Below are 26708 nucleotides of genomic sequence, written 5' to 3'. Positions count from 1 at the left end.
TATGTACGCCTTTGTTGAACAGCTGATAGCCCATTCACTTACCTTCGCACTGGTCATTGTGCTGATGGTCGCTTTTTTTGAATCTCTTGCTCTGGTTGGATTGTTGCTGCCTGGTACGGTCTTTATGGCGGCACTTGGCGCGCTAATCGGCAGTGGTAACTTGCCGTTCTGGTGGGCGTGGGGTGTGGGGATTATTGGTTGCCTGGCCGGGGACTGGGTCTCATTCTGGATTGGCTGGCGCTTTAAACGGCCCCTGCGTAACTGGTCATTTCTGAAAAAATATAAAACGCTGGTGGATAAAACAGAGATGGCATTACACCGGCATAGTACTGTAACTATCTTAATTGGCCGTTTTGTGGGGCCAACACGCCCTCTGGTGCCGATGCTTGCTGGTATGCTGGGGTTGCCTGTTTCCCGTTTTGCCAGAGCCAATATTCCCGGGTGCCTGTTCTGGCCGCCAGTTTATTTTCTGCCGGGTATCCTGGCAGGAGCGGCAATTGATATTCCCACAGGTGAGAATACTGGGCATTTTCAGTGGTTATTGCTGGTTGCAGCGGTTGTAACCTGGCTTGCATTATGGCTGAACTGGCGTTTATGGCGCAGTGAGCGTAAACCATCTGGCGAGATCCCTGAAGGCCGGTTACCGCGGGAGCGGTTAATGTGGCTTGCGCCCCTGGCATCGGTTTGCTGCCTGGCGCTGGTGTTTCTGTTGGTTCGCCACCCCCTGATGCCGGTTTATGCCCGCATCTTGCACCAGGTTATTTTCGGCTAGTTTTGGGAAATCCCCAGTAACCCGGCGGCAGGAGACGAACCGTCGCTCAGCGACTGAGTTGGCCCATCCCAGACAATTCGGCCATCAGCCACTACCAGGCTGCGTGGTGTAATGCGTGCAGCATCATCCAGGTTATGTGAAACCATCATCAGCGTGATTTTCTGGCTCTCACAAACTGATTCCACCAGCGCCAGCATTTCCTGGCGCAATGCCGGATCCAGAGCAGAGAAAGGTTCATCCAGCAGCAGAACTGGCTGAGCACGCAACAAACAACGGGCCAGAGCAGCGCGCTGGCGTTGCCCGCCAGATAATTGCGCTGGCAGTCGGTCCAGTAGATCACTAATTGCCATTTTGTGGGCAATCTCTTCCAGTGCTGTTTTTTGTGCTGTTGTGAGTTTCATTCCCGGGTGCAGCCCCAGGCCAATATTTTGCCGGATGGTGAGGTGGCTGAATAAGTTGTTGTCCTGAAACAGCATAGAGACCGGGCGGTGCGCTGGCGGCGTCCGGGTATGGTTTTGCTGGTTAAGGGTGATAGTGCCACTGTCTGGTCTGAGAAAACCAGCAATCAGACTCAATAACGTACTTTTCCCGGCCCCGCTGGGGCCCAGCACGGCAACGCGTTCGCCCGCAGCCAGTGTTACGTTAAAACGCATAGGCAGGTGCTGGTAAATCCAGGTGACGTCAGTGAGGGTTAGCATGGTGTTTAGCGGTATTCTCTATCAAAGTGAACAGCAAGAAGCAGAGTAACAGCATCAGCATAGCGGTAACCGCACCATCATTACTCCGGTAGGCCCCTATTTGTTGGTAGAGGTAAAAAGGCAGGGTGCGAAAATCGTCACTGCCAAACAAAGCGACAACACCAAAATCCCCCAGTGATAATACGCAGGCAAAAGCCAGGGCCTGAGCACAGGGGCGTTTCAGTGCCCGTAATTCCACCCAACGAAGGCGGTTAATACCCCTGATATCCAGGTGCTGGCAGAGCCGGTTATATCGGCTGGCAATATCATAAAATGGGCTTTCCAGCACTTTCATGGCATAGGGGATTGCCATCAATGCATTAGTAAAAATCACAATACCATCAGCCCGTTCAGGTAACCCGGTTGTGCTGTTTAATAGTAAGAAAAAACCTGTAGCCAGCACGATTCCGGGCATGGCGAGAATCAGTAAGCCACTCAGCTCCATGGCTTGTGCCGGGCGTTGATGCTGACGCAAACGGAGCTCCCGGCTGCTCCACAGCAGCATTGTGGTCAGGCATAAGCACACAATGCCTGCCGCACAGGCAATGCGAACCGAGGTGAGTAGCGCAGACCACAACGCTGGCTGGTGAAAAATAACCATCGGGTTGTTGACCAGCCCGTCTGCAATAACGGCCATAAGTGGTGGCAACAGTAGCAGTAATGCCAGAATGATCACCGCGCTATCCAGTACCCGGGCTGCCAGGTTGTCCTGTGGATCCCGCCAGGTTGCATTCTGGCTCTCTCCGGGAGAAAAAGCCTGAGTCATTTTTTGGCTCAATAAGACAAGGCCAAAACAGCACAACATCTGGATCAGTGCCAGGCAGGCGGCTTTGGCGGGATCAAAATCAAAACTCAGTGCCTGGTAAATAGCCAGCTCAATGGTTGTAGCTTGTGGGCCGCCACCCAATGCCAGTACCGTGGCAAAACTGGCGAAACACAGCATAAAGATGAGTGCGCCTGCTGGAAATATCTGGCGTTGCATCCAGGGCCACTCTACCAGGCGGAAAAAGTACCAGCCGCGCATATTCAGTTGTGCGGCAAGTAGTCGCTGTTCAACAGGGATATTTTCCAAAGACTGGAGCAGCAAACGCGTGGCTAAAGGCAGATTAAAAAAGACATGGGCCAGCAAAATACCCTGCAGCCCATAAGGCGTGAATGACCACTTCAGACCTGACAATTCAAAAACAGTGCTTAACCAGCCTTCGCGGCCATACACACTCAGAATCCCAAAGACGGCTACCAGGACGGGCAAAACCAGTGTCATGGCACATAAACGCAGTAAGAGTTGCCGGCCTGGGAAACGACGACGGTAGAGTGCTCGCGCCAGTAATATTGCAGGGAGAACAGACAGCAAGGCAGACAAAGAAGCCTGGAAGAACGAAAACCTCACCACATGCCACAACCATGGGTCGTGTAGCAGTGCGCTGTAGTCTGTCTGTGGCGCATGTAGCCATAAAGCGCCAAAAGCCGCCAGAGCGACAATGCAAATCGCTCCGGCGGCTATCAGGCCGGGCCATAACCAGCCCGGAATTAATGGCTGACGGCTTGCTGCCATTGGCTAATCCATGCTGCCCGGTTTTGTTCTACCTGTTCAGGCGTAAACACCAGGCTGGTGGTGGGTTTAACCAGTTGATTAAAGGCTTCCGGAACCGCTACATGGCTTACCGGATACATCCAGTTGCCAGTGGGGATTGTTTTTTGGAACGCATCAGAAACCATAAACTGCATAAACTGCTTCGCCAGTTCCGGGTGCGGACTGTTGGCAAGGCGGGCAGCGACTTCCACCTGCATATACTGCCCTTCGCTGAAACCTGCGGCCGCATAATTATCTTTTTTCTCTTCAATAATGTGATACGCAGGTGATGTGGTGTAACTCAGAACCAGGTCGCTCTCACCCTTGAGGAATAGCCCATAAGCTTCACTCCAGCCTTTGGTTACTGTCACTGTCTTTTTAGCCAGTTTTTGCCAGGCTTCCGGTGCCTTGTCGCCGTAGACCTTTTGCATCCACAGCAACAGCCCCAGGCCAGGTGTACTGGTTCGTGGGTCTTCATAAATCACTTTCCACTGCTGTGGGCTTTCAACCAGTTCTTTCAGGCTGTGTGGTGGGTTGTGCAGTTTGTTCTTGTCGTAGACAAATGCAAAATAACCATAATCAAAAGGGATAAATGTATCGTCTGACCAGCCGCCAGGTAAGGCCAACGGTGGCAGGGTGATATCTGCTTTGGCAAACAGCCCGGTGCGACGGGCGGCAGTTATCAGGTTATTATCAAGACCCAGGACAATGTCTGCTTTGCTTTTTTTCCCTTCCATACGCACGCGGTTGAGCAGTGATACGCCGTCTTCCAGCGCAACATATTTCAAATCGCAACCACATTGTGCTTCAAAGGCTTTCTTGATTGCCGGGCCAGGGCCCCAGTCAGCAGAAAATGAGTCGTAGGTATAAACGGTGAGAGTAGGTTTAGCGAGGACAGGCGCAGCGGCCAGTACCAGTAGAGCCAGTAATTTTTTTAACACTTTGCACTCCTGAAAAAGGGTGGCAAAGGATTTTGAGAACGGCCTCAAATCCCTTCGCCGGCGTTATCCGGATCAGGTTCGACGGGTATTATCTCAGCGCCTGGTATCCAGGGCACCCCGTTGAGAACGGCTCATTGTAATGATTTGCCTGGCATTATTAAAGAACATGTTGGGTTAGTTTTCTGGTGGCGCAAACCAGGCGGATTTGAAGTCGAACCACCCCAGCGTATTCATCCGCAACCCCCGCATGCTGCGCTGCCCCTGAATAGTGAGCCAGTGGTGAATCAGTGGCAGTATATGTTGTTGTTCGACACACTGGCGTGCCCACCGGGCCGCATTCAGCTCGCCTGTGCGCCATTGCTGGTGGGCTTCTTTCATGGCGATACCCAACCCTTTGCTCAGCAGGGGAATTTCGTACAGATGAGCAAAGACCGAGTAATCCAGCGGCAGTGTGAAATTGGCGCTGTTAAGCCAAATATCGCTGTGCACATCGCCATTAAACCAGTCGTTATAGCTGATTTCCTGTATCACCAGGTGGATGCCGTGTTGTGCCAGGCGTTTACTGATAATGTCGCTCAGTGTGCGGTGTTCTATGTGGTCGGCATAAAATGTGAGCGTAAGGCTGGTCAGGCCTTCTGGTTTGCCACACTCCGTGCTGGCTGGAGTGTGGTGCCAGCGGGGCAGTAAACCCCAGGCTGGAAACCACAGGCGATGATATTGAGGGCCGCTGTCAGCCAGAATATTTACGGGTGAAAGTACCTGGCTCAGCCATGCTCTTACATGCGGGTTTGCGCCATGTTTTGAGCGCTGGTCAAACAACAGGTAATAGCAGCCTTCTTCCAGGCGGCTTTCTTCGGCTTTTTCACTCTGGCTGCCATCTTCGAGAAATACACCACAGCTCATGTCTTCACCGATTTCGGGCAACACCCAAATATTGACTTCATCAATCAGCGCGCGGAAGCCAAAGTAGTCATCAAATGCCTGAATACTGAGCTGGCTGGTATTATTGCGTGTAACAGAATAAGGCCCTGTTCCGGTTGGATGGGTGGCGAAATGCGGCAATGACTCCCATTCCCGGGGCAAAATCATCGCGGAAACCCCCGCCATCAACCAGGGCAGCCAGTTATCAGGCTCGTGAAGTATGATATCCAGCGTCCAGTTGGTCGGCGAGGATATACGGGCAATATGCTCATACAAAGGTTGCTGGTTAACCCGGTTCAGTGAATACAGTACATCGGCCATTTCGAGTTCACGCCCGTGGTGAAAATGTACTCCGGGACGTAAAAAAAAGCGCCAGTGGCAAGGTGATAATTGCTGCCAGTGGTGAGCAATGTCTGCTTCCAGTTCCCCATTTTCCTCATTTATTCGCGTCAGCCCATTGAATATTTGCCGCACAATATGAGTTTCGGAACGGCGCAGTGGTGTGCCGGGTAATAAATTCAGCAGTGGGCGATAATAAAGAACCCGCAGAATATGGCGCCCCTGGCGGAAGCTGCGCCCCAGGTGTGAGAGCAACATCTTTTTGACTTCATCTTTATCGCCAACGATTTGTACCAGTTGGTCAACCCTGTCCTGCTCCAGTAAGTCTTCCGCCCGCTGTTGCTGAAGAGATAAACCCGTATAGATAAATGCCAGCTGTGAACGTTTGCCGCGCCCGGCCTCTGCTTCCCATGTCAGCCAGCCTTTTGCCTGCATGGCATTGAGCAGAGTACGCATATGGCGCCGCGAGCAATTGAGCAGGGTGGAAAGATCATGCAGCGTTGTGGACTGAGGCTGGCCGTCACAACATTGCCATAACCGGATGAACTGCTGCTGCAAGCGTGTTGATGCCATAAAAGAGGAACTCCGGACGAAAACTCATCAATTTATCTTTCCCTATATTACGCCAATACTGTTTCGTGATGAAAGCGAGGTGACTTATGAAGCGTTCCTTTGCAGAGCAGTTTTATTTGGCTTTTTTTACTGCAACACGGCGTGTTTCTGGTTCATGGCTGGCCTGCCTTGACCCTCAACAGCGTGTGCAGATGCTTGATGAACTCATGCAGTGGCAGTGTTCGTATCCTTGTGTTTGGCACAGACATCATCGTTCTCATCAAGTGTGACTGAGTATTGGTGCTTTTAACCAACCAGCGGCAATCGTGCTGCTGGTTTTTTTCGTTTAAAATCTACCCGGCTATGGGCGTTTTGTTCACAGGAAATAATAAAAGGACCTATGAGATGCATTGGCTGATTACGCAGGGAAGGCATTTAAACTCGGTATTACTGGCGTTTATGGCTGTCGCGTTCATGCTGGGGGTGGCAGGCGCGCTGCAGGCACCCACACTGAGCTTGTTTCTGAGCAAAGAAGTAGGGGTGACCTCATTCTGGGTCGGCCTGTTTTACACAGTCAATGCTGTGGCAGGTATTGCGGTCAGCATGATTCTGGCAAAACGTTCAGACCGGACGGGCGATCGCCGTAAACTCATTATTTTCTGTTGTCTGATGGCCGTCGCCAACAGTCTGGTTTTCGCCTTCAATCGCCATTACCTCACGCTGATAACCCTTGGTGTCTTTCTTGCCGCGCTGGCCAATACCACCATGCCACAAATTTTTGCTCTGGCGCGCGAATACGCGGATAACTCAGCCAGAGAAGTGGTGATGTTTAGTTCTATTATGCGTGCCCAGCTTTCACTGGCCTGGGTGATAGGACCGCCGTTGTCATTTATGCTGGCGTTGAAATTTGGTTTTACCACCATGTTTTTATCTGCCGCGGGTATTTTTGTTGTTGGAGCATTACTGGTGACATTTTGCCTGCCTTCTGTCCCCCGGGTATTTGGCCCGGAGAACCAGGCCGTTGCGGCCGTCAGTGGCTGGAAAAACCCCAATGTGCGGCGGTTATTTATAGCTTCTATGCTGATGTGGACCTGCAACACGATGTATATCATTGACATGCCGTTATGGATAACCAGTGTTCTTGGGTTGCCCGAAGCACTGGCTGGTGCATTAATGGGGACGGCGGCGGGTCTTGAAATACCGGCAATGATCCTTGCTGGCATGGTTGTAAAGCGTATTGGTAAACGCCGGATGATGGTGCTCGCTGTTGCTGCCGGGGTGGTATTCTATGGCGGGTTATTGCTGTTCCCTACACGTAATGCTTTGATTGTATTGCAACTGTTTAACGCGATTTTTATCGGGATTGTGGCAGGTATCGGTATGCTCTGGTTTCAGGATCTGATGCCCGGGAAAGCGGGGTCCGCCACTACCCTGTTCACTAACAGTATTTCTACCGGTGTGATCCTCGCAGGGGTATTACAGGGTTCACTGGCGCAGCAGTTTGGCCACGGGAGTGTCTACTGGGGTATTCTGGTGTTGAGTATTCTGGCCCTGGGACTGACCTGCCGGGTAAAAGATGTGTGAGCGGTTGTGCCGGGTTACAGGCAGGCAATGGCACCATCAACCATCAGGAGCCATTGCCTGTATTACTGTTTATAACCTGTAAGGCTTAACGCATAAACGCAGGCTGGTTAGTTTCGTAAGCCGCGATAGCATCTTCATGCTGTAACGTCAGGCCAATGCTGTCCAGCCCGTTCAGCATGCAATGACGGCGGAAACCATCAATGCTGAATGACCAGGTTTTATCACCCGCCTGAACAGTTTGCGCTTCCAAATCCACTGTGAATGTCATGCCCGGGTTTTCCTGCACCATGGTGAACAGGGTATCGACATCCTGCTCACTCAGGGCAACGGGCAACAGTTGGTTGTTGAATGAGTTGCCATAAAAGATATCGGCGAAGCTCGGGGCAATAACAACTTTGAAGCCGTAATCGGTCAGTGCCCAGGGCGCATGTTCACGGGACGAACCGCAACCAAAGTTCTCACGAGCCAGCAGAATAGACGCGCCCTTATAAACCGGTTTGTTCAGCACAAAGTCCGGGTTGGGCTCCTGACCTTTATCATCCAGAAAACGCCAGTCATTAAACAGGTGTGCACCAAAGCCGGTGCGGGTTACCTTCTGCAAAAATTGTTTGGGAATAATTGCGTCGGTATCGACATTTGCCGCGTCTAACGGGACCACAATGCCTGTGTGACAAACAAATTTCTCAGCCATGGTTTTCCCCTTATTTCAGTGTGCGGATATCAGCAAAGTGACCGGTAATGGCTGCCGCTGCAGCCATTGCCGGGCTAACCAGGTGAGTACGCCCACCGCGTCCCTGGCGACCTTCAAAGTTACGGTTACTGGTGGATGCACAACGTTCGCCGGGATTCAGGCGGTCATTGTTCATTGCCAGGCACATTGAGCAGCCAGGTAAGCGCCATTCAAAACCGGCTTCAAGGAAGATTTTGTCCAGACCTTCGGCTTCAGCCTGCGCTTTAACCGGGCCAGAGCCTGGCACAACCATGGCAACCACACCCGGAGCCACTTTATGGCCTTGTGCAACTGCTGCGGCAGCGCGCAGGTCTTCGATACGTGAATTAGTGCATGAGCCGATAAAGACTTTATCAATAGCGACTTCAGTCAGAGGTATGCCAGACTTCAGCCCCATATAAGCCAGCGCTTTTTCGGCAGACGCTCGCTCGACCGGGTCAGAAAAGCTTTCTGGCGCCGGGATGTTATCGGTAATAGAAATGACCTGACCTGGGTTGGTACCCCAGGTAACCTGAGGTGCGATTTCCGCTGCATCCAGGGTCACTATGGTGTCAAATTGCGCACCGTCGTCGGTTTTCAGGGTGCGCCACCAGGCTACTGCGGCATCCCAGTCTTTTTCTGTGGGAGCAAACTGGCGGCCTTTAACATAATTGAAGGTGGTGTCATCCGGCGCAACCAGCCCGGCTTTGGCACCCATTTCAATCGCCATGTTACACAGTGTCATACGGCCTTCCATGCTTAAGGCTTCGATGGCTGCGCCGCAAAATTCAACAACGTGACCGGTGCCACCAGCACTGCCAGTTTTGCCAATAATCGCCAGAACAATATCTTTCGCGGTAATACCTGGAGCCGCCTGGCCGGTTACTTCAATTTTCATGGTTTTGGCGCGGCCTTGTTTCAGCGTTTGTGTCGCCAGAACATGCTCAACTTCTGAGGTACCAATACCAAACGCCAGTGCACCAAATGCGCCGTGGGTAGCTGTGTGGGAATCGCCGCAAACAATCGTCATCCCGGGCAGTGTAATCCCTTGCTCTGGGCCCATAACATGGACAATCCCCTGGAATGCATGATTCAGGTCGTACAGTTCCACGCCAAACTCTTTACAGTTTTTCATCAACTCCTGCATCTGAATGCGGGCCATTTCGCCACTGGCGTTGATGTCTTTAGTTTGAGTGGAGACGTTGTGATCCATCGTGGCAAATGTCTTACCCGGCTGGCGCACCTGGCGCCCATGGGCGCGCAGACCATCAAAAGCTTGTGGTGACGTGACTTCATGCACCAGGTGACGGTCAATATACAGTAATGGGGTTTCACCCTGGGCTTCGTAAACGATGTGTGCATCGAATAACTTTTGATATAACGTTTTTGCCATGATTACACCCCCTGGGCTACATAGTGGGCAATTTTATCGCCCATTTCATCGGTACCCAGCGCAATAGTATCCCGTGCCAGGTCTGCTGTGCGGAAACCTTCTTCCAGAACACGATTGACCGCATTTTCAATTGCTGTTGCTGCATCATTTGCATCCAGGCTGTAGCGGAGCAGTAATGACAACGAGAGGATCTGAGCAATTGGGTTGGCGATATTTTTGCCAGCGATGTCAGGCGCAGAACCCCCTGCGGGTTCGTATAAACCAAATCCTTCTTCATTCAGACTGGCGGAAGGCAGCATACCCATAGACCCGGTTATCATGGCACACTCGTCAGACAGAATGTCGCCAAACAGGTTTGAGCACAGCAATACATCGAATTGTGCCGGGTCTTTGATTAACTGCATGGTGGCGTTATCGATATACATATGCGACAGCTTCACATCCGGGTAAGACTGTGCAATTTCAGTCACGATTTCACGCCACATAACTGAGGTTTGCAGCACGTTAGCCTTATCAATAGAGGTGACAATACCGCGGCGTTTGCGTGCAGATTCAAAAGCAATACGGGCAATGCGCTCAATTTCAAAGCGATAATACACTTCGGTATCAAATGCTTTTTCATGAACACCGCTACCTTCACGGCCTTTTGGCTGACCAAAGTAGATGCCGCCAGTTAGTTCACGCACACACAGGATATCAAAGCCTTTTTGCGCAATGTCTTCACGCAGCGGACAAAAACTTTCCAGCCCGGCGTATAATTTAGCCGGACGCAGGTTGCTGAATAATTTGAAGTGTTTACGTAAGGGCAATAATGCGCCACGTTCAGGTTGTTCCGCAGGGGGCAGATGTTCCCATTTCGGCCCACCAACTGAACCAAATAAAACAGCATCAGCCTGTTCGCAACCTTCAATTGTTGCTGTAGGGAGCGGGGTGCCGTGGCGGTCAATCGCCGCGCCGCCGACATCATATTCACTGGTGGTAATCTGTAAATCAAAACGATGGCGGACAGCTTCCAGTACCTTCATTGCCTGAGCCATGACCTCAGGGCCAATACCATCTCCGGGTAAAACTGCAATATGATGATTCTTTGACATGTCACATGGTTTCCTGGTTGTGTTCTTTATTTTGTGCTTTGCGTTGCAATTCTTTTTCGACTTCACCGGCGCGCCAGATGCTGTTCAGCACATGAACCATCGCTTTGGCAGAAGATTCGACAATATCTGTCGCGAGGCCCACACCGTGGAAACGACGGCCATTATGGTTAACGACAATATCTACCTGGCCCAGCGCGTCTTTACCCTGACCTTTGGCACTTAACTGATATTTCACCAGTTCAATGTCGTATTCAGAAATGCGGTTGATTGCCTGGTAGACGGCATCGACCGGACCGTTACCTGTCGCGGCTTCTGCTTTTTCTTCTTCACCACAAAATAATTTGACCGAAGCGGTAGCCATCACACTGGAGCCAGACTGGACACTAAAGTAATCCAGACGGAAGTGTTCGGGCTCTTCTTGTTGTTTATTGATAAATGCCAGCGCCTCCAGGTCGTAATCAAATACCTGGCCTTTTTTATCTGCCAGTTTCAGGAAGGCGGAGTACAGGTTATCCAGGTTGTAATCTGTTTCCTTGTAACCCATTTCTTCCATGCGGTGTTTTACTGCCGCACGCCCTGAGCGTGAAGTCAGGTTTAACTGGATTTGGTTCAGGCCAATGGATTCTGGCGTCATGATTTCGTAGTTTTCGCGGTTCTTCAATACACCATCCTGGTGGATGCCGGAAGAGTGCGCGAAAGCATTTGCGCCAACCACTGCTTTATTCGCTGGAACTGGCATGTTACACAGCTGGCTGACGGTCTGGCTGGTACGCCAGATTTCCTGATGGTTAATGTTGGTGTGCAGGTCGAGCATTTTTTGGCGTACTTTGATAGCCATAATGACTTCTTCCAGCGCACAGTTACCGGCACGTTCACCAATACCATTAATGGTGCCTTCAACCTGACGGGCTCCCGCATGGACAGCGGCCATTGCATTACCTACGGCCAGGCCCAGGTCGTCATGGGTATGTACGGAAATAATCGCTTTATCAATATTTGGTACGCGCTCGTACAGTGAACTGATGATATTGCCGAATTCATGGGGCAGCGTGTAGCCAACGGTATCAGGAATATTAATCGTGCGGGCTCCGGCGTTGATAGCCGCTTCTACAACGCGCGCCAGGTCGTCAATTGGGGTGCGTCCGGCATCTTCACAAGAAAATTCCACGTCATCGGTATAATTACGCGCCCGTTTGACCATATATACCGCGCGTTCAATCACTTCATCCAGAGTGCTGCGCAGCTTGGTAGCGATATGCATTGGCGAAGTGGCAATGAACGTGTGAATACGGAAGGCCTCTGCCACTTTCAGCGCTTCTGCCGCAACATCAATATCTTTTTCAACACAGCGAGCCAAACCACATACTCTGCTGTTTTTGATGCTACGGGCAATGGTCTGAACTGACTCAAAATCACCCGGTGAAGAAACGGGAAAACCAACTTCCATTACATCGATGCCCATACGCTCCAGAGCGAAGGCGATTTGCAGCTTTTCTTTTACACTCAGACTGGCCTGTAACGCCTGTTCACCGTCACGTAAAGTTGTATCGAAAATAACGACTTGCTGGTTCATTGATTCCATCCTGTCTGATTTATTTCGCCATTACGCCGGATATAAAAAAACCCGCGCATTGGCGCGGGTTTAGTTTCTTATGGGGCTTGATTAACCTTAAGCAGCGCCCACCAGTCTACCGCGCACAGTATCTGCGAGAAGTAGTAGAACTAGTAGACGAGCGAAACGTGTCATGTGATCAAACCTCCGTAATCGAATGCATTAAGTGGTAACCGATATAAAACGCCATGTCAACTTTTTGTCTCAGAAGAACGCTTGATTGATGAAAGGTATTAAGGAATTTCCTGGGTGATAATTCTGCTTTTTACCTGATGTTGTATATGGTTGTGCTAAAAGTCACGTTTCTCATGATAGTTTATATTTTTTCCCTGGTGGTTTAATGCACGGGAATTTCGTGCAATTTGTTCGGTGATAAATGATTAGTCACCCGGCGAACAACATGCCTGTGCTGTTGAGTAATGTTAATGAATGAAGGAAACGGGGCACAGTCAGAGGGAGACAGATGATGGTCCGGCTTTTGTCATAAAGCGTAAACATTAATTCATGGAGTGAACAATGCCAGAAAAAATTATCATTAAGCGACGGTCCGAGGAAGATATTAAGGAAGGTGCGAACAAGTCCCTGATATGAGATCATGTTTGTCATCTGGAGCCATGAAAAAGGGTTCATCATGAGTCATCAGCTCACCTTCGCCGACAGTGAATTCAGCAGTAAGCGCCGTCAGACCAGAAAAGAGATTTTCTTGTCCCGCATGGAGCAGATTCTGCCATGGCAAAACATGGTGGAAGTCATCGAGCCGTTTTATCCCAAGGCTGGTAATGGCCGGCGACCTTATCCGCTGGAAACCATGCTACGCATTCACTGCATGCAGCATTGGTACAACCTGAGCGATGGCGCGATGGAAGATGCTCTGTACGAAATCGCCTCCATGCGTCTGTTTGCCCGGTTATCCCTGGATAGCGCCTTGCCGGACCGCACCACCATCATGAATTTCCGCCACCTGCTGGAGCAGCATCAACTGGCCCGCCAATTGTTCAAGACCATCAATCGCTGGCTGGCCGAAGCAGGCGTCATGATGACTCAAGGCACCTTGGTCGATGCTACCATCATTGAGGCACCCAGCTCGACCAAGAACAAAGAGCAGCAACGCGATCCGCAGATGCATCAGACCAAGAAAGGCAATCAGTGGCACTTTGGCATGAAGGCCCACATTGGTGTCGATGCCAAGAGTGGCCTGACCCACAGCCTAGTCACCACCGCGGCCAACGAGCATGACCTCAATCAGCTGGGTAATCTGCTGCATGGAGAGGAGCAATTTGTCTCAGCCGATGCCGGCTACCAAGGGGCGCCACAGCGCGAGGAGCTGGCCGAGGTGGATGTGGACTGGCTGATCGCCGAGCGCCCCGGCAAGGTAAGAACCTTGAAACAGCATCCACGCAAGAACAAAACGGCCATCAACATCGAATACATGAAAGCCAGCATCCGGGCCAAGGTGGAGCACCCATTTCGCATCATCAAGCGACAGTTCGGCTTCGTGAAAGCCAGATACAAGGGGTTGCTGAAAAACGATAACCAACTGGCGATGTTATTCACGCTGGCCAACCTGTTTCGGGCGGACCAAATGATACGTCAGTGGGAGAGATCTCACTAAAAACTGGGAATAACGCCTTAAATGGCGAAGAAACGGTCTAAATAGGCTGATTCAAGGCATTTACGGGAGAAAAAACGGCTCAAACATGAAGAAATGAAATGACTGAGTCAGCCGAGAAGAATTTCCCCGCTTATTCGCACCTTCCTTAATATTCGGTTAAAAGATAAGCTTGATCTGAATTTAATTCCCATTTTTTCGGCTGTTATGCAACGCCGCAATATTACCAAAGCAGCGCAGGTTTTAGGAATGTCGCAACCTGCGGTGAGTAATGCAATCTCAAAGCTGAAGAAGACCTTTGGTGACCCATTGTTTGTGCGCCAGGGGCGGGGGATTGAGCCCACCCTCAGGGCTTTCCAACTGGAGGCTGAGTTTCGCCAGGCACTCTTTTTGATTCATAACGTATTTCCCCCAGCGCATTTCGAGCCTTTTAAAAGTTCACGGACATTTACTTTGGTGCTGCAAAGCCCACTCGACACTTTGTTTTTCACAAAGATTTATCAGTACATTTGTCATCATGCTCCCGGTATTCGGTTGAATGTTCGCTCCAGCGAAAGCAGCTATACCCAGGACGGCAACCATGTTGATTTCACGATTAGTTACGAACCCGTCACAGGGGAAAACATTTTTAACCAGTTGTTATTTGAGGATGAAATGGTTTGTGTGGCAAAGAAGACATGGGGCCAGAATTTATCGTTAATGACGGAATCCGCTTTTTATCGCGCAAGGCACGCTGTGGTCTCTTTAAAAAATAGCGGTTCCTTCAGTGCTATTTGGTATGACACGCCGCTCAAACGCAGTGCAATTGTCCACCAGGGTCAGTGCTTGTTTAGCCTGCTTGAGGTGGTGTCCCGAACGAATCTGGTTGCTATTATGCCAACCTGGATTACCCGGCGCTGGCATAACGGTCCAGAGGTAATTCACTTAACACTTCCTTTACCGGTAAAAAAACGCGCTTGTTATTTAACAGGTTACACAACTAATCTGGATGATCCAGGGTTCCGCTGGATGCTGGATACATTAACCAGAATTTGCCAAAAACCCTGAAATAAGAAAGAAGAGTATTACTGTGCTTTGCTTTTATCGTGCTAAATCACCCGCTGCGTTAACATTTTTTTTATCATTCTATTGTTAACATAATTACTCATAACGCCAGCTTATGGATAGAGTAATAAACCATTGGTGCGTTACTTTATGGTGAATTATCAATGTTGGGTTGCGGGTTCGATGATGAATGGGTATTTGCCTGCTCAATTTTCTCCAGTTATTTTAGAAAGTCTGATAATAATTTTTATAGGTGCAGTGTGCTGCACCCAATGACGAACAGAAATGAATTCTGGCGTCGTGGCGTTAACCACAGCCTGGAGGCAAACCATGGAGATGTTGTCTGGAGCCGAGATGCTTGTCCGATCGCTTATCGATCAGGGCGTGAAGCAAGTATTTGGCTACCCTGGTGGAGCAGTGTTGGATATCTATGATGCACTGCATACCGTTGGTGGAATTGAGCATGTACTGGTTCGCCATGAGCAGGCTGCGGTACACATGGCTGATGGTCTGGCGAGAGCGACAGGCGAGGTGGGGGTGGTTCTGGTCACTTCCGGACCTGGTGCGACAAATGCAATTACGGGTATTGCCACCGCATACATGGATTCTATCCCTTTAGTGGTGCTTTCTGGTCAGGTAGCGAGCTCACTAATAGGTTACGATGCCTTTCAGGAATGCGATATGGTGGGGATCTCTCGCCCTGTAGTTAAACACAGCTTCCTGGTTAAACAAACAGAAGATATTCCTGGGATTCTGAAAAAAGCATTCTGGCTGGCCGCCTCTGGTCGCCCCGGTCCAGTGGTAGTGGATTTACCGAAAGATATTCTTAATCCGGCTAAAAAGTTGCCTTATGTGTGGCCGGACAGCGTCAGTATGCGTTCCTATAACCCAACAACCCAGGGGCACAAAGGGCAGATCAAGCGTGCTCTGCATACGCTGTTAGCGGCGAAAAAACCGGTCTTTTATATCGGCGGTGGCGCGATCACCGCGGGTTGCTCTGACGAAATTAAAACCCTGGCTGAAAACTTAAATGTGCCGGTTGTTTCATCTTTGATGGGGCTGGGGGCATTTCCGGGCACGCATCGCCAGGCGTTGGGTATGTTGGGTATGCATGGTACCTATGAAGCTAATATGACCATGCATAATGCTGATGTGATTTTCGCGGTTGGGGTGCGTTTTGATGACCGAACCACCAACAACCTGGAAAAGTATTGCCCTAATGCCACCGTGTTGCATATTGATATTGACCCGGCCTCTATTTCAAAAACAGTACCAGCAGATATCCCTATTGTTGGTGATGCGAAAGTTGTTCTGCAACAAATGATTGAACTGAGCGGGGCGGAAAAGCAAAGTCAGCCACTGGACGATATCCGTGACTGGTGGCAGCAGATTGAACTCTGGCGGGCGAGACACTGCCTGGAATATGACAAAGCCAGCGATGCCATCAAACCACAGGCGGTGATTGAAGCTGTTTACCAACTGACCCGGGGAGAGGCGTATGTCACCTCTGACGTTGGTCAGCACCAGATGTTTGCCGCGTTGTATTACACCTTCGATAAACCACGTCGCTGGATTAACTCCGGTGGGCTGGGAACTATGGGGTTTGGTTTACCCGCTGCCCTGGGGGTGAAGATGGCTTTGCCTGATGAAACCGTAGTGTGTATTACGGGGGATGGCAGCATCCAGATGAATATTCAGGAGCTGTCTACTGCGCTGCAATACAATTTGCCGGTATTGGTAGTCAACCTGAACAACCGCTTTCTGGGTATGGTTAAACAGTGGCAGGATATGATTTATTCGGGCCGCCATTCCCAGTCTTATATGGCATCTTTGCCTGACTTTGTTCGTCTGGCAGAAGCTTATGGACATATTGGTATTCAGATAACCAAACCCGAAGAACTGACCAGTCAACTTCAGGTGGCTCTGGAGCATGTACAACAAGGCCGGTTAGTCTTTGTCGATGTTTCCGTCGATGGAACAGAACACGTTTACCCAATGCAGATCCGCGGTGGTGGCATGGATGAAATGTGGTTGAGCAAAACGGAGAGAACCTGATTATGCGCCGCATCATATCGGTATTACTTGAAAATGAATCCGGCGCACTGTCGCGCGTTATTGGGTTATTTTCCCAACGTGGCTATAACATCGAAAGCCTGACGGTCGCGCCAACAGAAGACCCGACATTGTCACGCATGACCATTCAAACGGTTGGTGATGAAAAAGTTCTTGAGCAAATTGAAAAGCAATTGCACAAACTTATCGATGTTTTGCGGGTCAACGAATTGAGCCAGGGGCCATGCGTTGAACGAGAAATTATGCTGGTGAAAGTGCAGGCGACAGGCTACGGGCGCGAAGAGGTGAAGCGCAGTACAGAAATCTTTCGTGGGCAAATTATTGATGTCACGCCGTCGTTGTACACCGTCCAGCTTGCCGGTACCAGTGATAAGCTGGACGCATTCCTTGCCACTATTCGTGATGTGGCAAAAATCGTTGAGGTTGTGCGCTCCGGTGTAGTGGGCTTATCGCGCGGTGATAAAATCATGCGCTAAGTGGCTGGTATTGTCACTGTAACCCGGCGCAAGTGCCGGGTTTTTCTTTTTTTTAACACAGTAATGTGAGCCAGAAAAACAATTAAAGGTGTTATTATTGTGCGCGCAACCTTAACAGGATTAATCTATAACCCTGAATTCGGTGTGATATTGCCGTATCAGGCTGTCTGGCAAGTACACTCACTGATGCCGGTTCGGTTGTTCTGTGCGGATTGCTGGTGGTGAGGTATCACCCATGTTATTCAGGTTTCAGGGTGTTGAAGTATCTAAATCGTTAAGGGGCAAGAGTGAAACTGGACGAAATTGCACGCCTTGCGGGTGTGTCGCGTACCACTGCAAGCTATGTCATCAATGGTAAGGCTCGTCAGTATCGGGTGAGCGAAAAAACCGTTGAGAAAGTGATGGCAGTGGTCAGGGAATATAATTACCACCCTAATGCGGTTGCGGCAGGTTTGCGGGCGGGGCGAACTCGTTCTATTGGCCTGGTGATTCCTGACCTGGAAAATACCAGTTATACGCGCATTGCCAATTATCTTGAACGCCAGGCGCGTCAGCGTGGTTATCAATTACTTATCGCTTGCTCAGAAGATCAACCTGATAACGAAATGCGTTGTATTGAGCACTTACTGCAACGGCAAGTTGATGCCATTATCGTTTCAACCTCTTTACCGCCAGAACACCCTTTTTACCAGCGTTGGGTAAACAGCGATTTCCCTATTGTGGCCCTGGACAGAGCTCTGGATAGAGAACACTTCACCAGCGTTGTCGGTGCCGATCAGGATGATGCCGAAATGCTGGCGCGTGAATTACGTAAGTTTCCGGCCAATAAAGTGCTTTATCTGGGCGCTCTACCGGAACTCTCTGTCAGCTTCTTGCGCGAACAAGGGTTTCGTATTGCATGGGCGGATGACTCTCGCCAGGTCGATTTCCTGTATGCTGATAGCTATGAGCGCGATAATGCCGCACAACTATTTGAAAAATGGCTGGAAACCCATGACATGCCGGAAGCGTTGTTCACGACTTCATTTGCGCTCCTGCAGGGCGTGATGGATGTGACGTTGCGCCGTGAAGGAAAGCTCCCTTCAGATCTCGCAATTGCCACATTTGGCGATAACGAACTACTGGATTTTCTGCAATGCCCGGTACTGGCTGTTGCACAGCGCCATCGTGATGTGGCTGAGCGTGTGTTGGAGTTGGTGCTGGCGAGTCTGGATGAACCACGTAAGCCGAAGCCGGGTTTAACGCGTATTCGCCGTAATCTCTATCGCCGCGGCAGCCTTAGCCGCTACTAATCAAAATAACAGCAGCCATACCTGGCTGCTGTTATTATAAGAAAACTCTTAGTTCTGCTTTTTGTTATTCATTTTTCCAGCCCGATTTGGAACAATCCGAATATTGATATTGTATTAATTTGTTACAGCTGTTTTGCTCGCTGAATGTATAGGATTATTCCATCAGCATTTTTATGCTGTTTCAGGTGGGTGTTTTTTTATCCTGTACCACTTAACTCCTGCTGTTAACCTCCCTCTGTTTGCCGTAAAATGCCGCCCAGGTCGCAAACTGAATAGTTTATTTGCAATTTGGTTGTATTTTTTGGTGTTAACGTTCTGCATGTATATTCATCACTTTTTTTACAAATATTCATAACGTTATTTCGTGTCACCGTTACAGCCTTTTACTCCATATCCTCTTTATTCACTGTTTTTGGCGAAATGTTTCGTCTGGTCGGCACTGGTGCTGGCTTGACAAGCTTTTCCTCTGCTCCGTAAACTCCTTGTGGTGGGAATTTGTGGAACAAAGTGGTGAAAAAGGTAATTTAAGGGGCAACTCGATATGTTCCGTGGTGCGACGGTAGTTAATCTCGATAGCAAAGGGCGATTATCCGTCCCGACCCGCTATCGCGAAAAACTGCTCGAACTGGCTACAGGGCAGATGGTTTGCACCATTGATATCCATAACCCATGTCTGCTGCTCTATACCCTGCCTGAATGGGAAGTTATTGAGCAGAAACTGGCGCGTTTGTCCGGTATGAATCCTGACGAAAGGCGGGTGCAACGCTTACTGTTGGGGCACGCCAGTGAATGCCAGATGGATAGTGCAGGAAGATTACTGTTAGCGCCGGTACTGCGCCAGCATGCCGGGCTCACAAAAGAAGTGATGCTGGTTGGGCAGTTCAATAAGTTTGAACTGTGGGATGAAGCAACCTGGTATCAACAAGTTAAGGAGGACATTGACGCTGAGCGGTCTTCGTCAGGCACATTGTCCGAAAGACTGCAGGATTTGTCTCTCTAAATGATGGAAAGTTATAAACACACAACAGTGCTGCTTGACGAAGCGGTAAACGGGTTAAACATTCGTCAGGATGGCATCTACATTGATGGTACCTTCGGCCGCGGAGGGCACTCTCGTCTTATTCTGTCTAAGTTAGGGGCAGAAGGACGGTTGCTGGCTATCGACCGTGATCCTCAGGCGATCGCAGCCGCCAGCCAGATCAATGACGAACGCTTTTCCATTGTTCATGGCCCGTTTTCTCACCTTGCTGATTATGTCGAAGAACTGGGGCTTACCGGTAAAATAGACGGGATCCTGCTTGATCTTGGCGTATCTTCTCCACAACTTGATGACCCTGAAAGGGGGTTTTCGTTTATGCGCGACGGGCCACTGGATATGCGTATGGATCCAACGCGAGGCCAGTCGGCGGCTGAATGGCTGCTGGGCGCAGAAGAACAGGATATTGCCTGGGTACTGAAAACCTATGGCGAAGAGCGCTTTGCAAAGCGTATTGCCAGAGCAATTGTTGAGCGCAATAAAGAAGCGCCGATGACACGTACTAAAGAGTTGGCTGAAGTCGTTGCTGCGGCGACACCGGTGAAAGACAAATTTAAACATCCAGCTACCCGGACGTTTCAGGCCGTGCGCATTTGGGTAAATAGTGAACTCGAAGAAATAGAACAAGCATTGAAAGGTGCCGTAACGGTTTTAGCGCCAGCTGGGCGCTTATCTGTGATTAGTTTCCATTCACTTGAAGACAGGCTGGTTAAACGGTTTATGCGTGAGCAAAGCCGTGGGCCGCAAGTACCAGCAGGGTTGCCAATGACTGAAGCGCAACTGCGTGCTTTGGGCGGCAGGCAACTTAAAGCTTTAGGAAAACTAATGCCAGGAGAGAATGAAGTGGCTGACAACCCGCGGGCTCGCAGCTCTGTACTGCGTATTGCTCAAAGGAGCGCGAATGATTAATCGCGTGACAGAGACCTTAAGCAAAATGACGACGCTTGGCGGTAATGAGCGTCACTCTCTGCCGGGAATCATCGGCGGAGATATTCTGCGCTTTGGGAAACTGCCGCTGATTTTGTTTGTCGCGATTGTGATGTCGGCGGTGATGGTCGTTACTACTGTGCACTATACCCGTTTACTGACTGCGCAACGCGAGCAACTGGTGGTTGAACGTGATGCGCTGGATATAGAATGGCGAAATCTCATCCTGGAAGAGAACGCACTCGCTGATCACAGCCGTGTTGAGCGTATCGCAACTGATAAGCTTAAAATGCAGCATGTTGATCCTTCACAAGAAAATATCGTAGTGCAGCAATAAAGGACCAGCAACGATGAAGGCAGCGAATAAATCGCTTAAATCGAAACGTCAGGAAGAACAAGCCAACTTTGTAAGTTGGCGTTTTGCGTTGCTTTGTGGCTGCATTCTGCTGGCTCTCGCTTTTCTGTTAGGTCGTGTAGCGTGGTTACAGGTGGTCAATCCCGATATGTTGGTGCGCCAGGGGGACATGCGTTCCCTGCGTGTACAGGAAGTCTCCACGTCTCGTGGCATGATCACAGACCGCGAAGGCCGCCCGCTGGCAGTCAGTGTGCCAGTAAAAGCGATTTGGGCAGATCCGAAAGAGTTACATGACGCGGGTGGTGTTACTCTGGATTCACGCTGGAAAGCGCTTGCTGATGCATTAAAAATGCCGCTCGACCAAATGGCTTCGCGGGTTAACGCAAACCCCCGAGGCCGTTTTATTTATCTGGCCCGTCAGGTCAACCCCGATATTGCCGACTACATCAAAAAGTTGAAACTTCCAGGCATTCATCTGCGGGAAGAATCCCGCCGTTATTATCCCTCGGGCGAAGTGACTGCTCACTTAATAGGTTTCACGAACATTGACAGCCAGGGTATTGAAGGGATTGAAAAAAGCTTCGATAAATGGCTTACCGGGCAGCCAGGCGAGCGCGTGGTGCGCAAAGACCGCTATGGTCGCGTGATTGAAGACATTTCATCTACTGACAGCCAGGCCGCTCATAACCTGGCTTTAAGCATTGATGAGCGCCTGCAGGCACTGGTTTATCGTGAACTGAATAATGCTGTCGCGTTCAATAAAGCTGAATCAGGTAGCGCGGTACTGGTGGATGTCAACACAGGTGAAGTTTTGGCAATGGCAAACAGTCCATCCTATAACCCGAACAACCTGACTGGTACACCCAAAGATGTCATGCGTAACCGCACGATTACTGACGTTTTTGAGCCTGGGTCAACGGTAAAACCCATGGTGGTGATGACAGCCTTACAACGAGGCGTAGTACAGGAAAACAGTGTGCTTAACACGGTTCCTTACTACATCAATGGTCATGAAATTAAAGATGTTGGTCGTTACAGCGAACTGACCGTAACGGGGATTCTGCAGAAGTCGAGTAACGTTGGTGTATCCCGGCTGGCGTTAGCGATGCCGTCCTCAGCGTTAGTAGATACTTACTCACGTTTTGGGCTGGGGAAATCGACCAATTTGGGGTTGGTCGGAGAACGCAGTGGCTTATTTCCAACAAAACAACGGTGGTCTGACATAGAGAGGGCCACCTTTTCTTTCGGCTACGGGCTAATGGTAACACCGTTACAGTTAGCGCGAGTCTACGCAACCATTGGCAGTTTCGGTATTTATCGGCCGCTTTCCATTACGAAAGTTGACCCTCCGGTACCAGGGGAACGCGTGTTCTCTGAGGCAACCGTGCGTACAGTGGTACACATGATGGAAAGTGTCGCCCTGCCGGGTGGGGGCGGTGTGAAGGCTGCAATCAAAGGCTATCGTATTGCCATTAAAACGGGAACGGCAAAAAAAGTCGGCCCCGATGGCCGTTATATCAACAAATACATTGCTTATACCGCCGGTGTCGCTCCCGCCAGTAACCCGCGTTTTGCGCTGGTAGTGGTGATAAACGATCCGCAGGCGGGTAAGTATTATGGTGGTGCCGTGTCAGCGCCAGTCTTCGGGGCAATCATGGGGGGCGTTCTGCGCACCATGAATGTTGAACCGGATGCGCTCCCTACGGGAGATAAAAACGATTTTGTAATTAATCAGAAAGAGGGTACAGGTGGCAGATCGTAATTTGCGCGACCTTCTCGTGCCGTGGGTGCCAGAGGCACCGGCGCGAGCACTGCGAGAGATGACACTCGACAGCCGTGGGGCTGCCGCGGGGGATCTTTTTGTGGCGGTGGTCGGTCATCAGGCGGACGGGCGTCGGTATATCCCGCAGGCGATAGCGCAAGGTGTTGCTGCTGTAATAGCGGAAGCAGAAGGGGAAGCTGCTGACGGCGAAATCCGTGAAATGCATGGTGTTCCGGTGGTTTATCTCAGCCAACTGGACCAGCGTTTATCCGCATTAGCGGGGCGTTTTTACCATGAACCCTCTCATTCATTATGTCTGGTAGGTGTCACCGGCACGAACGGTAAAACCACCACCACACAGTTACTTGCTCAGTGGGCACAAATTTTGGGTAACGTCAGCGCTGTGATGGGCACCGTCGGTAACGGTTTGCTGGGGAGTGTGGCTCCAACGGCAAATACCACGGGTTCCGCAGTTGATGTTCAGCATATGTTATCCGGCTTTGTTGACCAGGGGGCAAATTTTGCTGCCATGGAAGTCTCTTCCCATGGTCTGGTTCAGCACCGGGTTGCTGCGGTTAAATTTGCGGCCTCGGTTTTCACCAATCTTAGTCGTGATCACCTTGATTATCATGGCGATATGGCGCATTACGAAGCGGCTAAATGGCTGCTATTTTCTGAACACCAGTGTGGTGTTGCCATCGTTAATGCGGACGATGAAGTTGGTCGGCGCTGGCTGGAGAAACTCCCCGATGCTGTGGCTGTGGCTGTTGATACCCCACTCAACCCGGACCAACATAACCGCTGGCTGAAAGCGACACATGTGTCTTATCACGACCGTGGCGCGACGATTCAGTTCGCTTCCTCCTGGGGAGATGGCGAGATAGAAAGCGGGCTGATGGGCGCCTTCAACGTGAGTAATTTATTACTTGCTTTGGCTACGTTGCTGTCACAAGGCTATGCCTTCGAATCACTTCTGGCGACGGCCTCTCAGTTGCAACCAGTCTGTGGCCGTATGGAGGTTTTCAGCGCGCCGGGTAAACCGACCGTTGTGGTTGATTACGCACATACACCTGATGCTCTGGAAAAAGCGCTCATGGCGGCGCGTTTGCACTGCCCGGGCAAGCTGTGGTGCGTGTTTGGATGTGGTGGCGACCGTGATAAAGGCAAGCGTCCATTAATGGGCGCTATTGCTGAAGAGTTTGCGGATGTCGCTGTAGTGACTGACGACAATCCCCGCACCGAAGAGCCAGGCGCCATTATTGACGATATTCTTGCGGGAATGCTGGATGCCGGGCGTGCCCGTGTTATGCCGGGGCGTGCTGAGGCTGTGACCAGTGTCATTATGCAGGCTAAACCCGGTGATGTGGTGTTATTGGCGGGCAAAGGCCATGAGGATTATCAAATCGTGGGTACGCGTCGTCTGGACTACTCAGACCGTGTAACGGCAGCTCGTTTATTGGGGGTGGTCGCATGATCCCGGTAACACTTGAGCAACTGGCTACGGTCCTTAACGGGCAACATATTGGTGCCGACTGCCAAATTAAAGATGTCACCACGGACACACGTAAATTAACTGCTGGCTGTCTGTTTGTCGCCCTGAAAGGTGAACGTTTTGACGCCCATGATTTTGCGCAAAAAGCCATTGAAGGTGGCGCAGGTGCGTTACTGGTCAGTCGCCAGCTACCTCTGGATATCCCTCAACTGGTAGTGGAAGACACGCGCATTGCGTTTGGGAGACTGGGTGCATGGGTACGCCAGCAGGTGCCAGCGAGAGTTGTTGCGCTGACTGGTTCCTCGGGAAAAACCTCGGTTAAAGAGATGACGGCGGCCATTCTTGGCCGTTGTGGAAACACCCTCTATACGCTGGGTAATCTTAATAATGATATTGGTGTCCCTATGACGCTGCTGCGTCTGACGCCAGAGTATCAGTATGCTGTGATTGAACTGGGCGCCAATCACCAGGGCGAAATTGCCTGGACCGTTAGCCTGACTCAACCTGAAGCGGCACTGGTTAATAACCTGGCAGCGGCACACCTCGAAGGTTTTGGGTCTCTGGCGGGAGTGGCCAAAGCCAAAGGCGAGATTTTTGGTGGGCTACCACCCACTGGTGTCGCCATTGTGAATGCCGATAACAATGACTTACCTGGCTGGAAGGCGGTGATTGGTGATCGCAAAATTTGGCGTTTTTCACCGGAACAACCCGGCAGTGATTTTCACGCGCGTGATGTGCGGATAACCTCGCAAGGTACTGTTTTTACATTGTGTACGCCCGAGGGCGAATGTGAAGTAGTACTGCCCTTACCCGGGCGGCATAACATTGCTAATGCTCTGGCTGCAACGGCGTTATCTATGGCAGTTGGTGCACCCTTGAGCGCGGTGAAAGCGGGTCTGGCGCAGTTACAGGCTGTTCCGGGGCGCTTATTCCCCATTCTTTTATCCGCAACCCAGTTATTACTGGACGATAGCTATAACGCCAATGTGGGGTCGATGACTGCTGCGGTGAGTGTATTGTCTGAAATGCCGGGTTATCGTGTGCTGGTTGTGGGGGATATGGCTGAACTGGGCGATGAAGCACAAGCGTGCCATCACCAAATCGGTGAGGCTGCGAAAGCGGCTGGTCTGGATAAAGTTCTGAGTGTGGGAAGCCTGAGTTATTCCATCAGTTCAGCCAGTGGAGTGGGTGAACATTTCAGTAATAAAACATTATTAATTGAGCGGTTACGTGAATTAGTCGCGGAAAATTCAACAATAACAATGCTGGTGAAAGGGTCACGGAGTTCTGCCATGGAAGAGGTGGTACATGCATTACAGGAGAACAGGACATGCTAGTCTGGCTGGCCGAGCATTTGGTCAAATATTATTCCGGTTTTAACGTCTTCTCATATTTGACGTTTCGCGCCATCGTGAGCCTGTTGACCGCGTTGTTTATCTCCTTATGGATGGGGCCCCGCATGATTGCCCGTCTGCAACAACTGTCGTTTGGGCAAGTGGTGCGTAATGATGGCCCGGAAAGCCATTTCAGCAAACGTGGTACCCCCACAATGGGCGGAATCATGATTCTGACGTCCATTGTGGTTTCAGTCTTATTGTGGGCATACCCGTCAAACCCGTATGTCTGGTGCGTATTAACCGTGCTGGTAGGTTTTGGCATTGTCGGCTTTGTCGATGATTACCGCAAAGTGGTGCGTAAAGATACCAAAGGGCTGGTTGCTCGCTGGAAGTATTTTTGGATGTCCGTGATTTCTTTGGGCGTCGCTTTTGGTTTATATGCTGCCGGGCATGGTACACCGGCCACTCAGCTGGTGGTGCCTTTCTTTAAAGATATCATGCCACAGCTTGGCCTGTTCTACGTTGTACTGGCGTATTTTGTGATTGTTGGTACGGGTAACGCCGTGAACCTGACAGATGGTCTGGATGGTCTGGCAATCATGCCTACCGTGTTTGTCGCAGCAGGTTTTGCGTTAGTAGCCTGGGCTACGGGTAACATGAATTTTGCTAACTACCTGCATATTCCTTATCTGCGCCATGCTGGTGAGCTGGTTATTGTGTGTACTGCAATCGTTGGAGCTGGTTTGGGTTTTTTGTGGTTTAACACCTATCCGGCTCAGGTTTTCATGGGAGACGTGGGGTCTCTGGCACTGGGTGGATCACTCGGTGTGATTGCAGTATTGCTGCGCCAGGAGTTCTTGCTGGTAATCATGGGTGGGGTGTTTGTAGTGGAGACCCTGTCGGTCATCTTACAGGTTGGGTCGTTTAAACTGCGTGGTCAGCGCATTTTTCGTATGGCGCCTATCCACCATCACTATGAATTAAAAGGCTGGCCAGAACCGCGCGTAATTGTGCGTTTCTGGATTATCTCGCTGATGCTGGTCCTGATTGGGCTGGCTACGCTTAAGGTGCGTTAATC

Annotated in this window: 23 protein-coding genes and 1 riboswitch; of the genes, 15 read left to right on the top strand and 8 right to left on the bottom strand. The window is 50.6% G+C overall.

Annotated elements, in window-relative coordinates:
- Nucleotide 1 precedes the first annotated feature (1 nt).
- Nucleotides 2–772 carry a DedA family protein gene (locus MPHASIOC01_RS22790; protein ID WP_064598767.1) on the top strand — a complete coding sequence of 257 codons (771 nt, stop codon included), beginning with the start codon at nucleotides 2–4 and terminating at the stop codon, nucleotides 770–772.
- Here the strand turns inward: MPHASIOC01_RS22790 and thiQ are convergent.
- From thiQ to sgrR, 4 genes are all read right to left on the bottom strand, one after another.
- Nucleotides 769–1470 (bottom strand): thiamine ABC transporter ATP-binding protein ThiQ, encoded by a 702-nt coding sequence (gene thiQ, locus MPHASIOC01_RS22785; RefSeq protein WP_064598769.1) that lies wholly within the window; start codon nucleotides 1468–1470, stop codon nucleotides 769–771. The genes MPHASIOC01_RS22790 and thiQ overlap by 4 nt on opposite strands.
- Nucleotides 1454–3064 carry a thiamine/thiamine pyrophosphate ABC transporter permease ThiP gene (thiP, locus tag MPHASIOC01_RS22780; protein WP_353613340.1) on the bottom strand — a complete coding sequence of 537 codons (1611 nt, stop codon included), beginning with the start codon at nucleotides 3062–3064 and terminating at the stop codon, nucleotides 1454–1456. Before thiP ends, thiQ begins: the two co-directional genes overlap by 17 nt.
- Nucleotides 3040–4023 (bottom strand): thiamine ABC transporter substrate binding subunit, encoded by a 984-nt coding sequence (gene thiB / locus MPHASIOC01_RS22775; RefSeq protein WP_353613339.1) that lies wholly within the window; start codon nucleotides 4021–4023, stop codon nucleotides 3040–3042. Before thiB ends, thiP begins: the two co-directional genes overlap by 25 nt.
- A gap of 31 nt (nucleotides 4024–4054) precedes the next feature.
- A riboswitch (TPP riboswitch) is annotated at nucleotides 4055–4153 on the bottom strand.
- Nucleotides 4154–4197: 44 nt separating this feature from the next.
- Complete coding sequence (gene sgrR, locus MPHASIOC01_RS22770) at nucleotides 4198–5856, bottom strand: HTH-type transcriptional regulator SgrR (protein WP_353613338.1); 1659 nt, start codon at nucleotides 5854–5856, stop codon at nucleotides 4198–4200.
- Nucleotides 5857–5942: 86 nt separating this feature from the next.
- On the opposite strand from sgrR, the gene sgrT reads away from it, so the two are divergent.
- Together sgrT and MPHASIOC01_RS22760 are read left to right on the top strand one after the other, a co-directional pair.
- The gene (gene sgrT, locus MPHASIOC01_RS22765) at nucleotides 5943–6125 is read left to right on the top strand and encodes a glucose uptake inhibitor SgrT (protein ID WP_064598777.1); all 183 of its coding nucleotides are present in this window, start codon (nucleotides 5943–5945) and stop codon (nucleotides 6123–6125) included.
- A 115-nt stretch (nucleotides 6126–6240) separates the two neighbouring features.
- A complete protein-coding gene (locus tag MPHASIOC01_RS22760) occupies nucleotides 6241–7419 on the top strand; it encodes an MFS transporter (RefSeq protein WP_353613337.1) in 1179 nt (392 codons plus the stop codon).
- A gap of 85 nt (nucleotides 7420–7504) precedes the next feature.
- On the opposite strand, the gene leuD is transcribed toward MPHASIOC01_RS22760, so the two are convergent.
- The 4 genes from leuD to leuA are packed head-to-tail and all read right to left on the bottom strand — an operon-like array spanning nucleotide 7505 to nucleotide 12188.
- Entirely contained in the window at nucleotides 7505–8110 is a 606-nt protein-coding gene (gene leuD, locus MPHASIOC01_RS22755) for a 3-isopropylmalate dehydratase small subunit (protein WP_064598781.1), read from the bottom strand.
- 10 nt (nucleotides 8111–8120) lie between these two features.
- A complete protein-coding gene (gene leuC / locus MPHASIOC01_RS22750; protein ID WP_353613336.1) occupies nucleotides 8121–9521 on the bottom strand; it encodes a 3-isopropylmalate dehydratase large subunit in 1401 nt (466 codons plus the stop codon).
- A gap of 2 nt (nucleotides 9522–9523) precedes the next feature.
- On the bottom strand, nucleotides 9524–10615 hold the full coding sequence (gene leuB / locus MPHASIOC01_RS22745) for a 3-isopropylmalate dehydrogenase (RefSeq protein WP_064598785.1): 1092 nt from the start codon (nucleotides 10613–10615) through the stop codon (nucleotides 9524–9526).
- Between the two features lies 1 nt (nucleotide 10616).
- Nucleotides 10617–12188, bottom strand: coding sequence for a 2-isopropylmalate synthase (gene leuA / locus MPHASIOC01_RS22740; RefSeq protein ID WP_353613335.1), 1572 nt, complete (start codon nucleotides 12186–12188; stop codon nucleotides 10617–10619).
- Nucleotides 12189–12858: 670 nt separating this feature from the next.
- Between leuA and MPHASIOC01_RS22735 the strand changes: the two genes are divergently transcribed.
- The 12 genes from MPHASIOC01_RS22735 (at nucleotide 12859) to mraY (ending at nucleotide 26706) form a co-directional block, all read left to right on the top strand.
- The gene (locus tag MPHASIOC01_RS22735; RefSeq protein WP_026141915.1) at nucleotides 12859–13839 is read left to right on the top strand and encodes an IS5-like element IS5 family transposase; all 981 of its coding nucleotides are present in this window, start codon (nucleotides 12859–12861) and stop codon (nucleotides 13837–13839) included.
- A 204-nt stretch (nucleotides 13840–14043) separates the two neighbouring features.
- Nucleotides 14044–14883, top strand: a complete 840-nt coding sequence (gene leuO / locus MPHASIOC01_RS22730) for a transcriptional regulator LeuO (protein WP_353613334.1) — start codon at nucleotides 14044–14046, stop codon at nucleotides 14881–14883.
- Nucleotides 14884–15210: 327 nt separating this feature from the next.
- Nucleotides 15211–16935: an acetolactate synthase 3 large subunit gene (gene ilvI, locus MPHASIOC01_RS22725; protein ID WP_064598788.1), complete on the top strand. Its 1725-nt coding sequence runs from the start codon at nucleotides 15211–15213 to the stop codon at nucleotides 16933–16935.
- 2 nt (nucleotides 16936–16937) lie between these two features.
- Nucleotides 16938–17429, top strand: a complete 492-nt coding sequence (gene ilvN, locus MPHASIOC01_RS22720; RefSeq protein ID WP_064598790.1) for an acetolactate synthase small subunit — start codon at nucleotides 16938–16940, stop codon at nucleotides 17427–17429.
- Between the two features lie 287 nt (nucleotides 17430–17716).
- Nucleotides 17717–18721, top strand: coding sequence for a catabolite repressor/activator (cra, locus tag MPHASIOC01_RS22715; RefSeq protein WP_064598792.1), 1005 nt, complete (start codon nucleotides 17717–17719; stop codon nucleotides 18719–18721).
- A gap of 541 nt (nucleotides 18722–19262) precedes the next feature.
- A complete protein-coding gene (gene mraZ, locus MPHASIOC01_RS22710; protein ID WP_064598794.1) occupies nucleotides 19263–19721 on the top strand; it encodes a division/cell wall cluster transcriptional repressor MraZ in 459 nt (152 codons plus the stop codon).
- Nucleotides 19722–20666: a 16S rRNA (cytosine(1402)-N(4))-methyltransferase RsmH gene (gene rsmH / locus MPHASIOC01_RS22705; RefSeq protein WP_064598796.1), complete on the top strand. Its 945-nt coding sequence runs from the start codon at nucleotides 19722–19724 to the stop codon at nucleotides 20664–20666. It begins immediately after the preceding gene.
- Nucleotides 20659–21021 carry a cell division protein FtsL gene (ftsL, locus tag MPHASIOC01_RS22700; RefSeq protein ID WP_353613333.1) on the top strand — a complete coding sequence of 121 codons (363 nt, stop codon included), beginning with the start codon at nucleotides 20659–20661 and terminating at the stop codon, nucleotides 21019–21021. The genes rsmH and ftsL overlap by 8 nt, the downstream gene beginning before the upstream one ends.
- Nucleotides 21022–21034: 13 nt before the next feature.
- Entirely contained in the window at nucleotides 21035–22801 is a 1767-nt protein-coding gene (locus tag MPHASIOC01_RS22695; RefSeq protein ID WP_064598801.1) for a peptidoglycan glycosyltransferase FtsI, read from the top strand.
- Complete coding sequence (gene murE, locus MPHASIOC01_RS22690) at nucleotides 22788–24275, top strand: UDP-N-acetylmuramoyl-L-alanyl-D-glutamate--2,6-diaminopimelate ligase (RefSeq protein WP_064598802.1); 1488 nt, start codon at nucleotides 22788–22790, stop codon at nucleotides 24273–24275. Before MPHASIOC01_RS22695 ends, murE begins: the two co-directional genes overlap by 14 nt.
- Nucleotides 24272–25630, top strand: coding sequence for a UDP-N-acetylmuramoyl-tripeptide--D-alanyl-D-alanine ligase (murF, locus tag MPHASIOC01_RS22685; protein WP_064598804.1), 1359 nt, complete (start codon nucleotides 24272–24274; stop codon nucleotides 25628–25630). Before murE ends, murF begins: the two co-directional genes overlap by 4 nt.
- Complete coding sequence (gene mraY / locus MPHASIOC01_RS22680; RefSeq protein ID WP_353613332.1) at nucleotides 25624–26706, top strand: phospho-N-acetylmuramoyl-pentapeptide-transferase; 1083 nt, start codon at nucleotides 25624–25626, stop codon at nucleotides 26704–26706. Before murF ends, mraY begins: the two co-directional genes overlap by 7 nt.
- Nucleotides 26707–26708: the final 2 nt, after the last annotated feature.

Source organism: Mangrovibacter phragmitis, assembly GCF_040429585.1.
GTDB lineage: Bacteria > Pseudomonadota > Gammaproteobacteria > Enterobacterales > Enterobacteriaceae > Mangrovibacter > Mangrovibacter phragmitis.
This window is presented reverse-complemented; position numbering and strand designations above follow the sequence as displayed.

Bases quoted from the DNA above. Each gene is read 5' to 3' on its own strand.
- thiQ (WP_064598769.1), bottom strand. From the start codon at position 1,470: ATGCTAACCCTCACTGACGTCACCTGGATTTACCAGCACCTGCCTATG.
- leuA (WP_353613335.1), bottom strand. From the start codon at position 12,188: ATGAACCAGCAAGTCGTTATTTTCGATACAACTTTACGTGACGGTGAA.
- MPHASIOC01_RS22735 (WP_026141915.1), top strand. From the start codon at position 12,859: ATGAGTCATCAGCTCACCTTCGCCGACAGTGAATTCAGCAGTAAGCGC.
- mraY (WP_353613332.1), top strand. From the start codon at position 25,624: ATGCTAGTCTGGCTGGCCGAGCATTTGGTCAAATATTATTCCGGTTTT.
- sgrR (WP_353613338.1), bottom strand. From the start codon at position 5,856: ATGGCATCAACACGCTTGCAGCAGCAGTTCATCCGGTTATGGCAATGT.
- ftsL (WP_353613333.1), top strand. From the start codon at position 20,659: ATGATTAATCGCGTGACAGAGACCTTAAGCAAAATGACGACGCTTGGC.
- leuC (WP_353613336.1), bottom strand. From the start codon at position 9,521: ATGGCAAAAACGTTATATCAAAAGTTATTCGATGCACACATCGTTTAC.
- leuB (WP_064598785.1), bottom strand. From the start codon at position 10,615: ATGTCAAAGAATCATCATATTGCAGTTTTACCCGGAGATGGTATTGGC.
- leuD (WP_064598781.1), bottom strand. From the start codon at position 8,110: ATGGCTGAGAAATTTGTTTGTCACACAGGCATTGTGGTCCCGTTAGAC.
- thiP (WP_353613340.1), bottom strand. From the start codon at position 3,064: ATGGCAGCAAGCCGTCAGCCATTAATTCCGGGCTGGTTATGGCCCGGC.
- leuO (WP_353613334.1), top strand. From the start codon at position 14,044: ATGCAACGCCGCAATATTACCAAAGCAGCGCAGGTTTTAGGAATGTCG.
- ilvI (WP_064598788.1), top strand. From the start codon at position 15,211: ATGGAGATGTTGTCTGGAGCCGAGATGCTTGTCCGATCGCTTATCGAT.
- MPHASIOC01_RS22790 (WP_064598767.1), top strand. From the start codon at position 2: ATGTACGCCTTTGTTGAACAGCTGATAGCCCATTCACTTACCTTCGCA.
- rsmH (WP_064598796.1), top strand. From the start codon at position 19,722: ATGATGGAAAGTTATAAACACACAACAGTGCTGCTTGACGAAGCGGTA.
- mraZ (WP_064598794.1), top strand. From the start codon at position 19,263: ATGTTCCGTGGTGCGACGGTAGTTAATCTCGATAGCAAAGGGCGATTA.
- sgrT (WP_064598777.1), top strand. From the start codon at position 5,943: ATGAAGCGTTCCTTTGCAGAGCAGTTTTATTTGGCTTTTTTTACTGCA.
- murF (WP_064598804.1), top strand. From the start codon at position 24,272: ATGATCCCGGTAACACTTGAGCAACTGGCTACGGTCCTTAACGGGCAA.
- ilvN (WP_064598790.1), top strand. From the start codon at position 16,938: ATGCGCCGCATCATATCGGTATTACTTGAAAATGAATCCGGCGCACTG.
- MPHASIOC01_RS22760 (WP_353613337.1), top strand. From the start codon at position 6,241: ATGCATTGGCTGATTACGCAGGGAAGGCATTTAAACTCGGTATTACTG.
- MPHASIOC01_RS22695 (WP_064598801.1), top strand. From the start codon at position 21,035: ATGAAGGCAGCGAATAAATCGCTTAAATCGAAACGTCAGGAAGAACAA.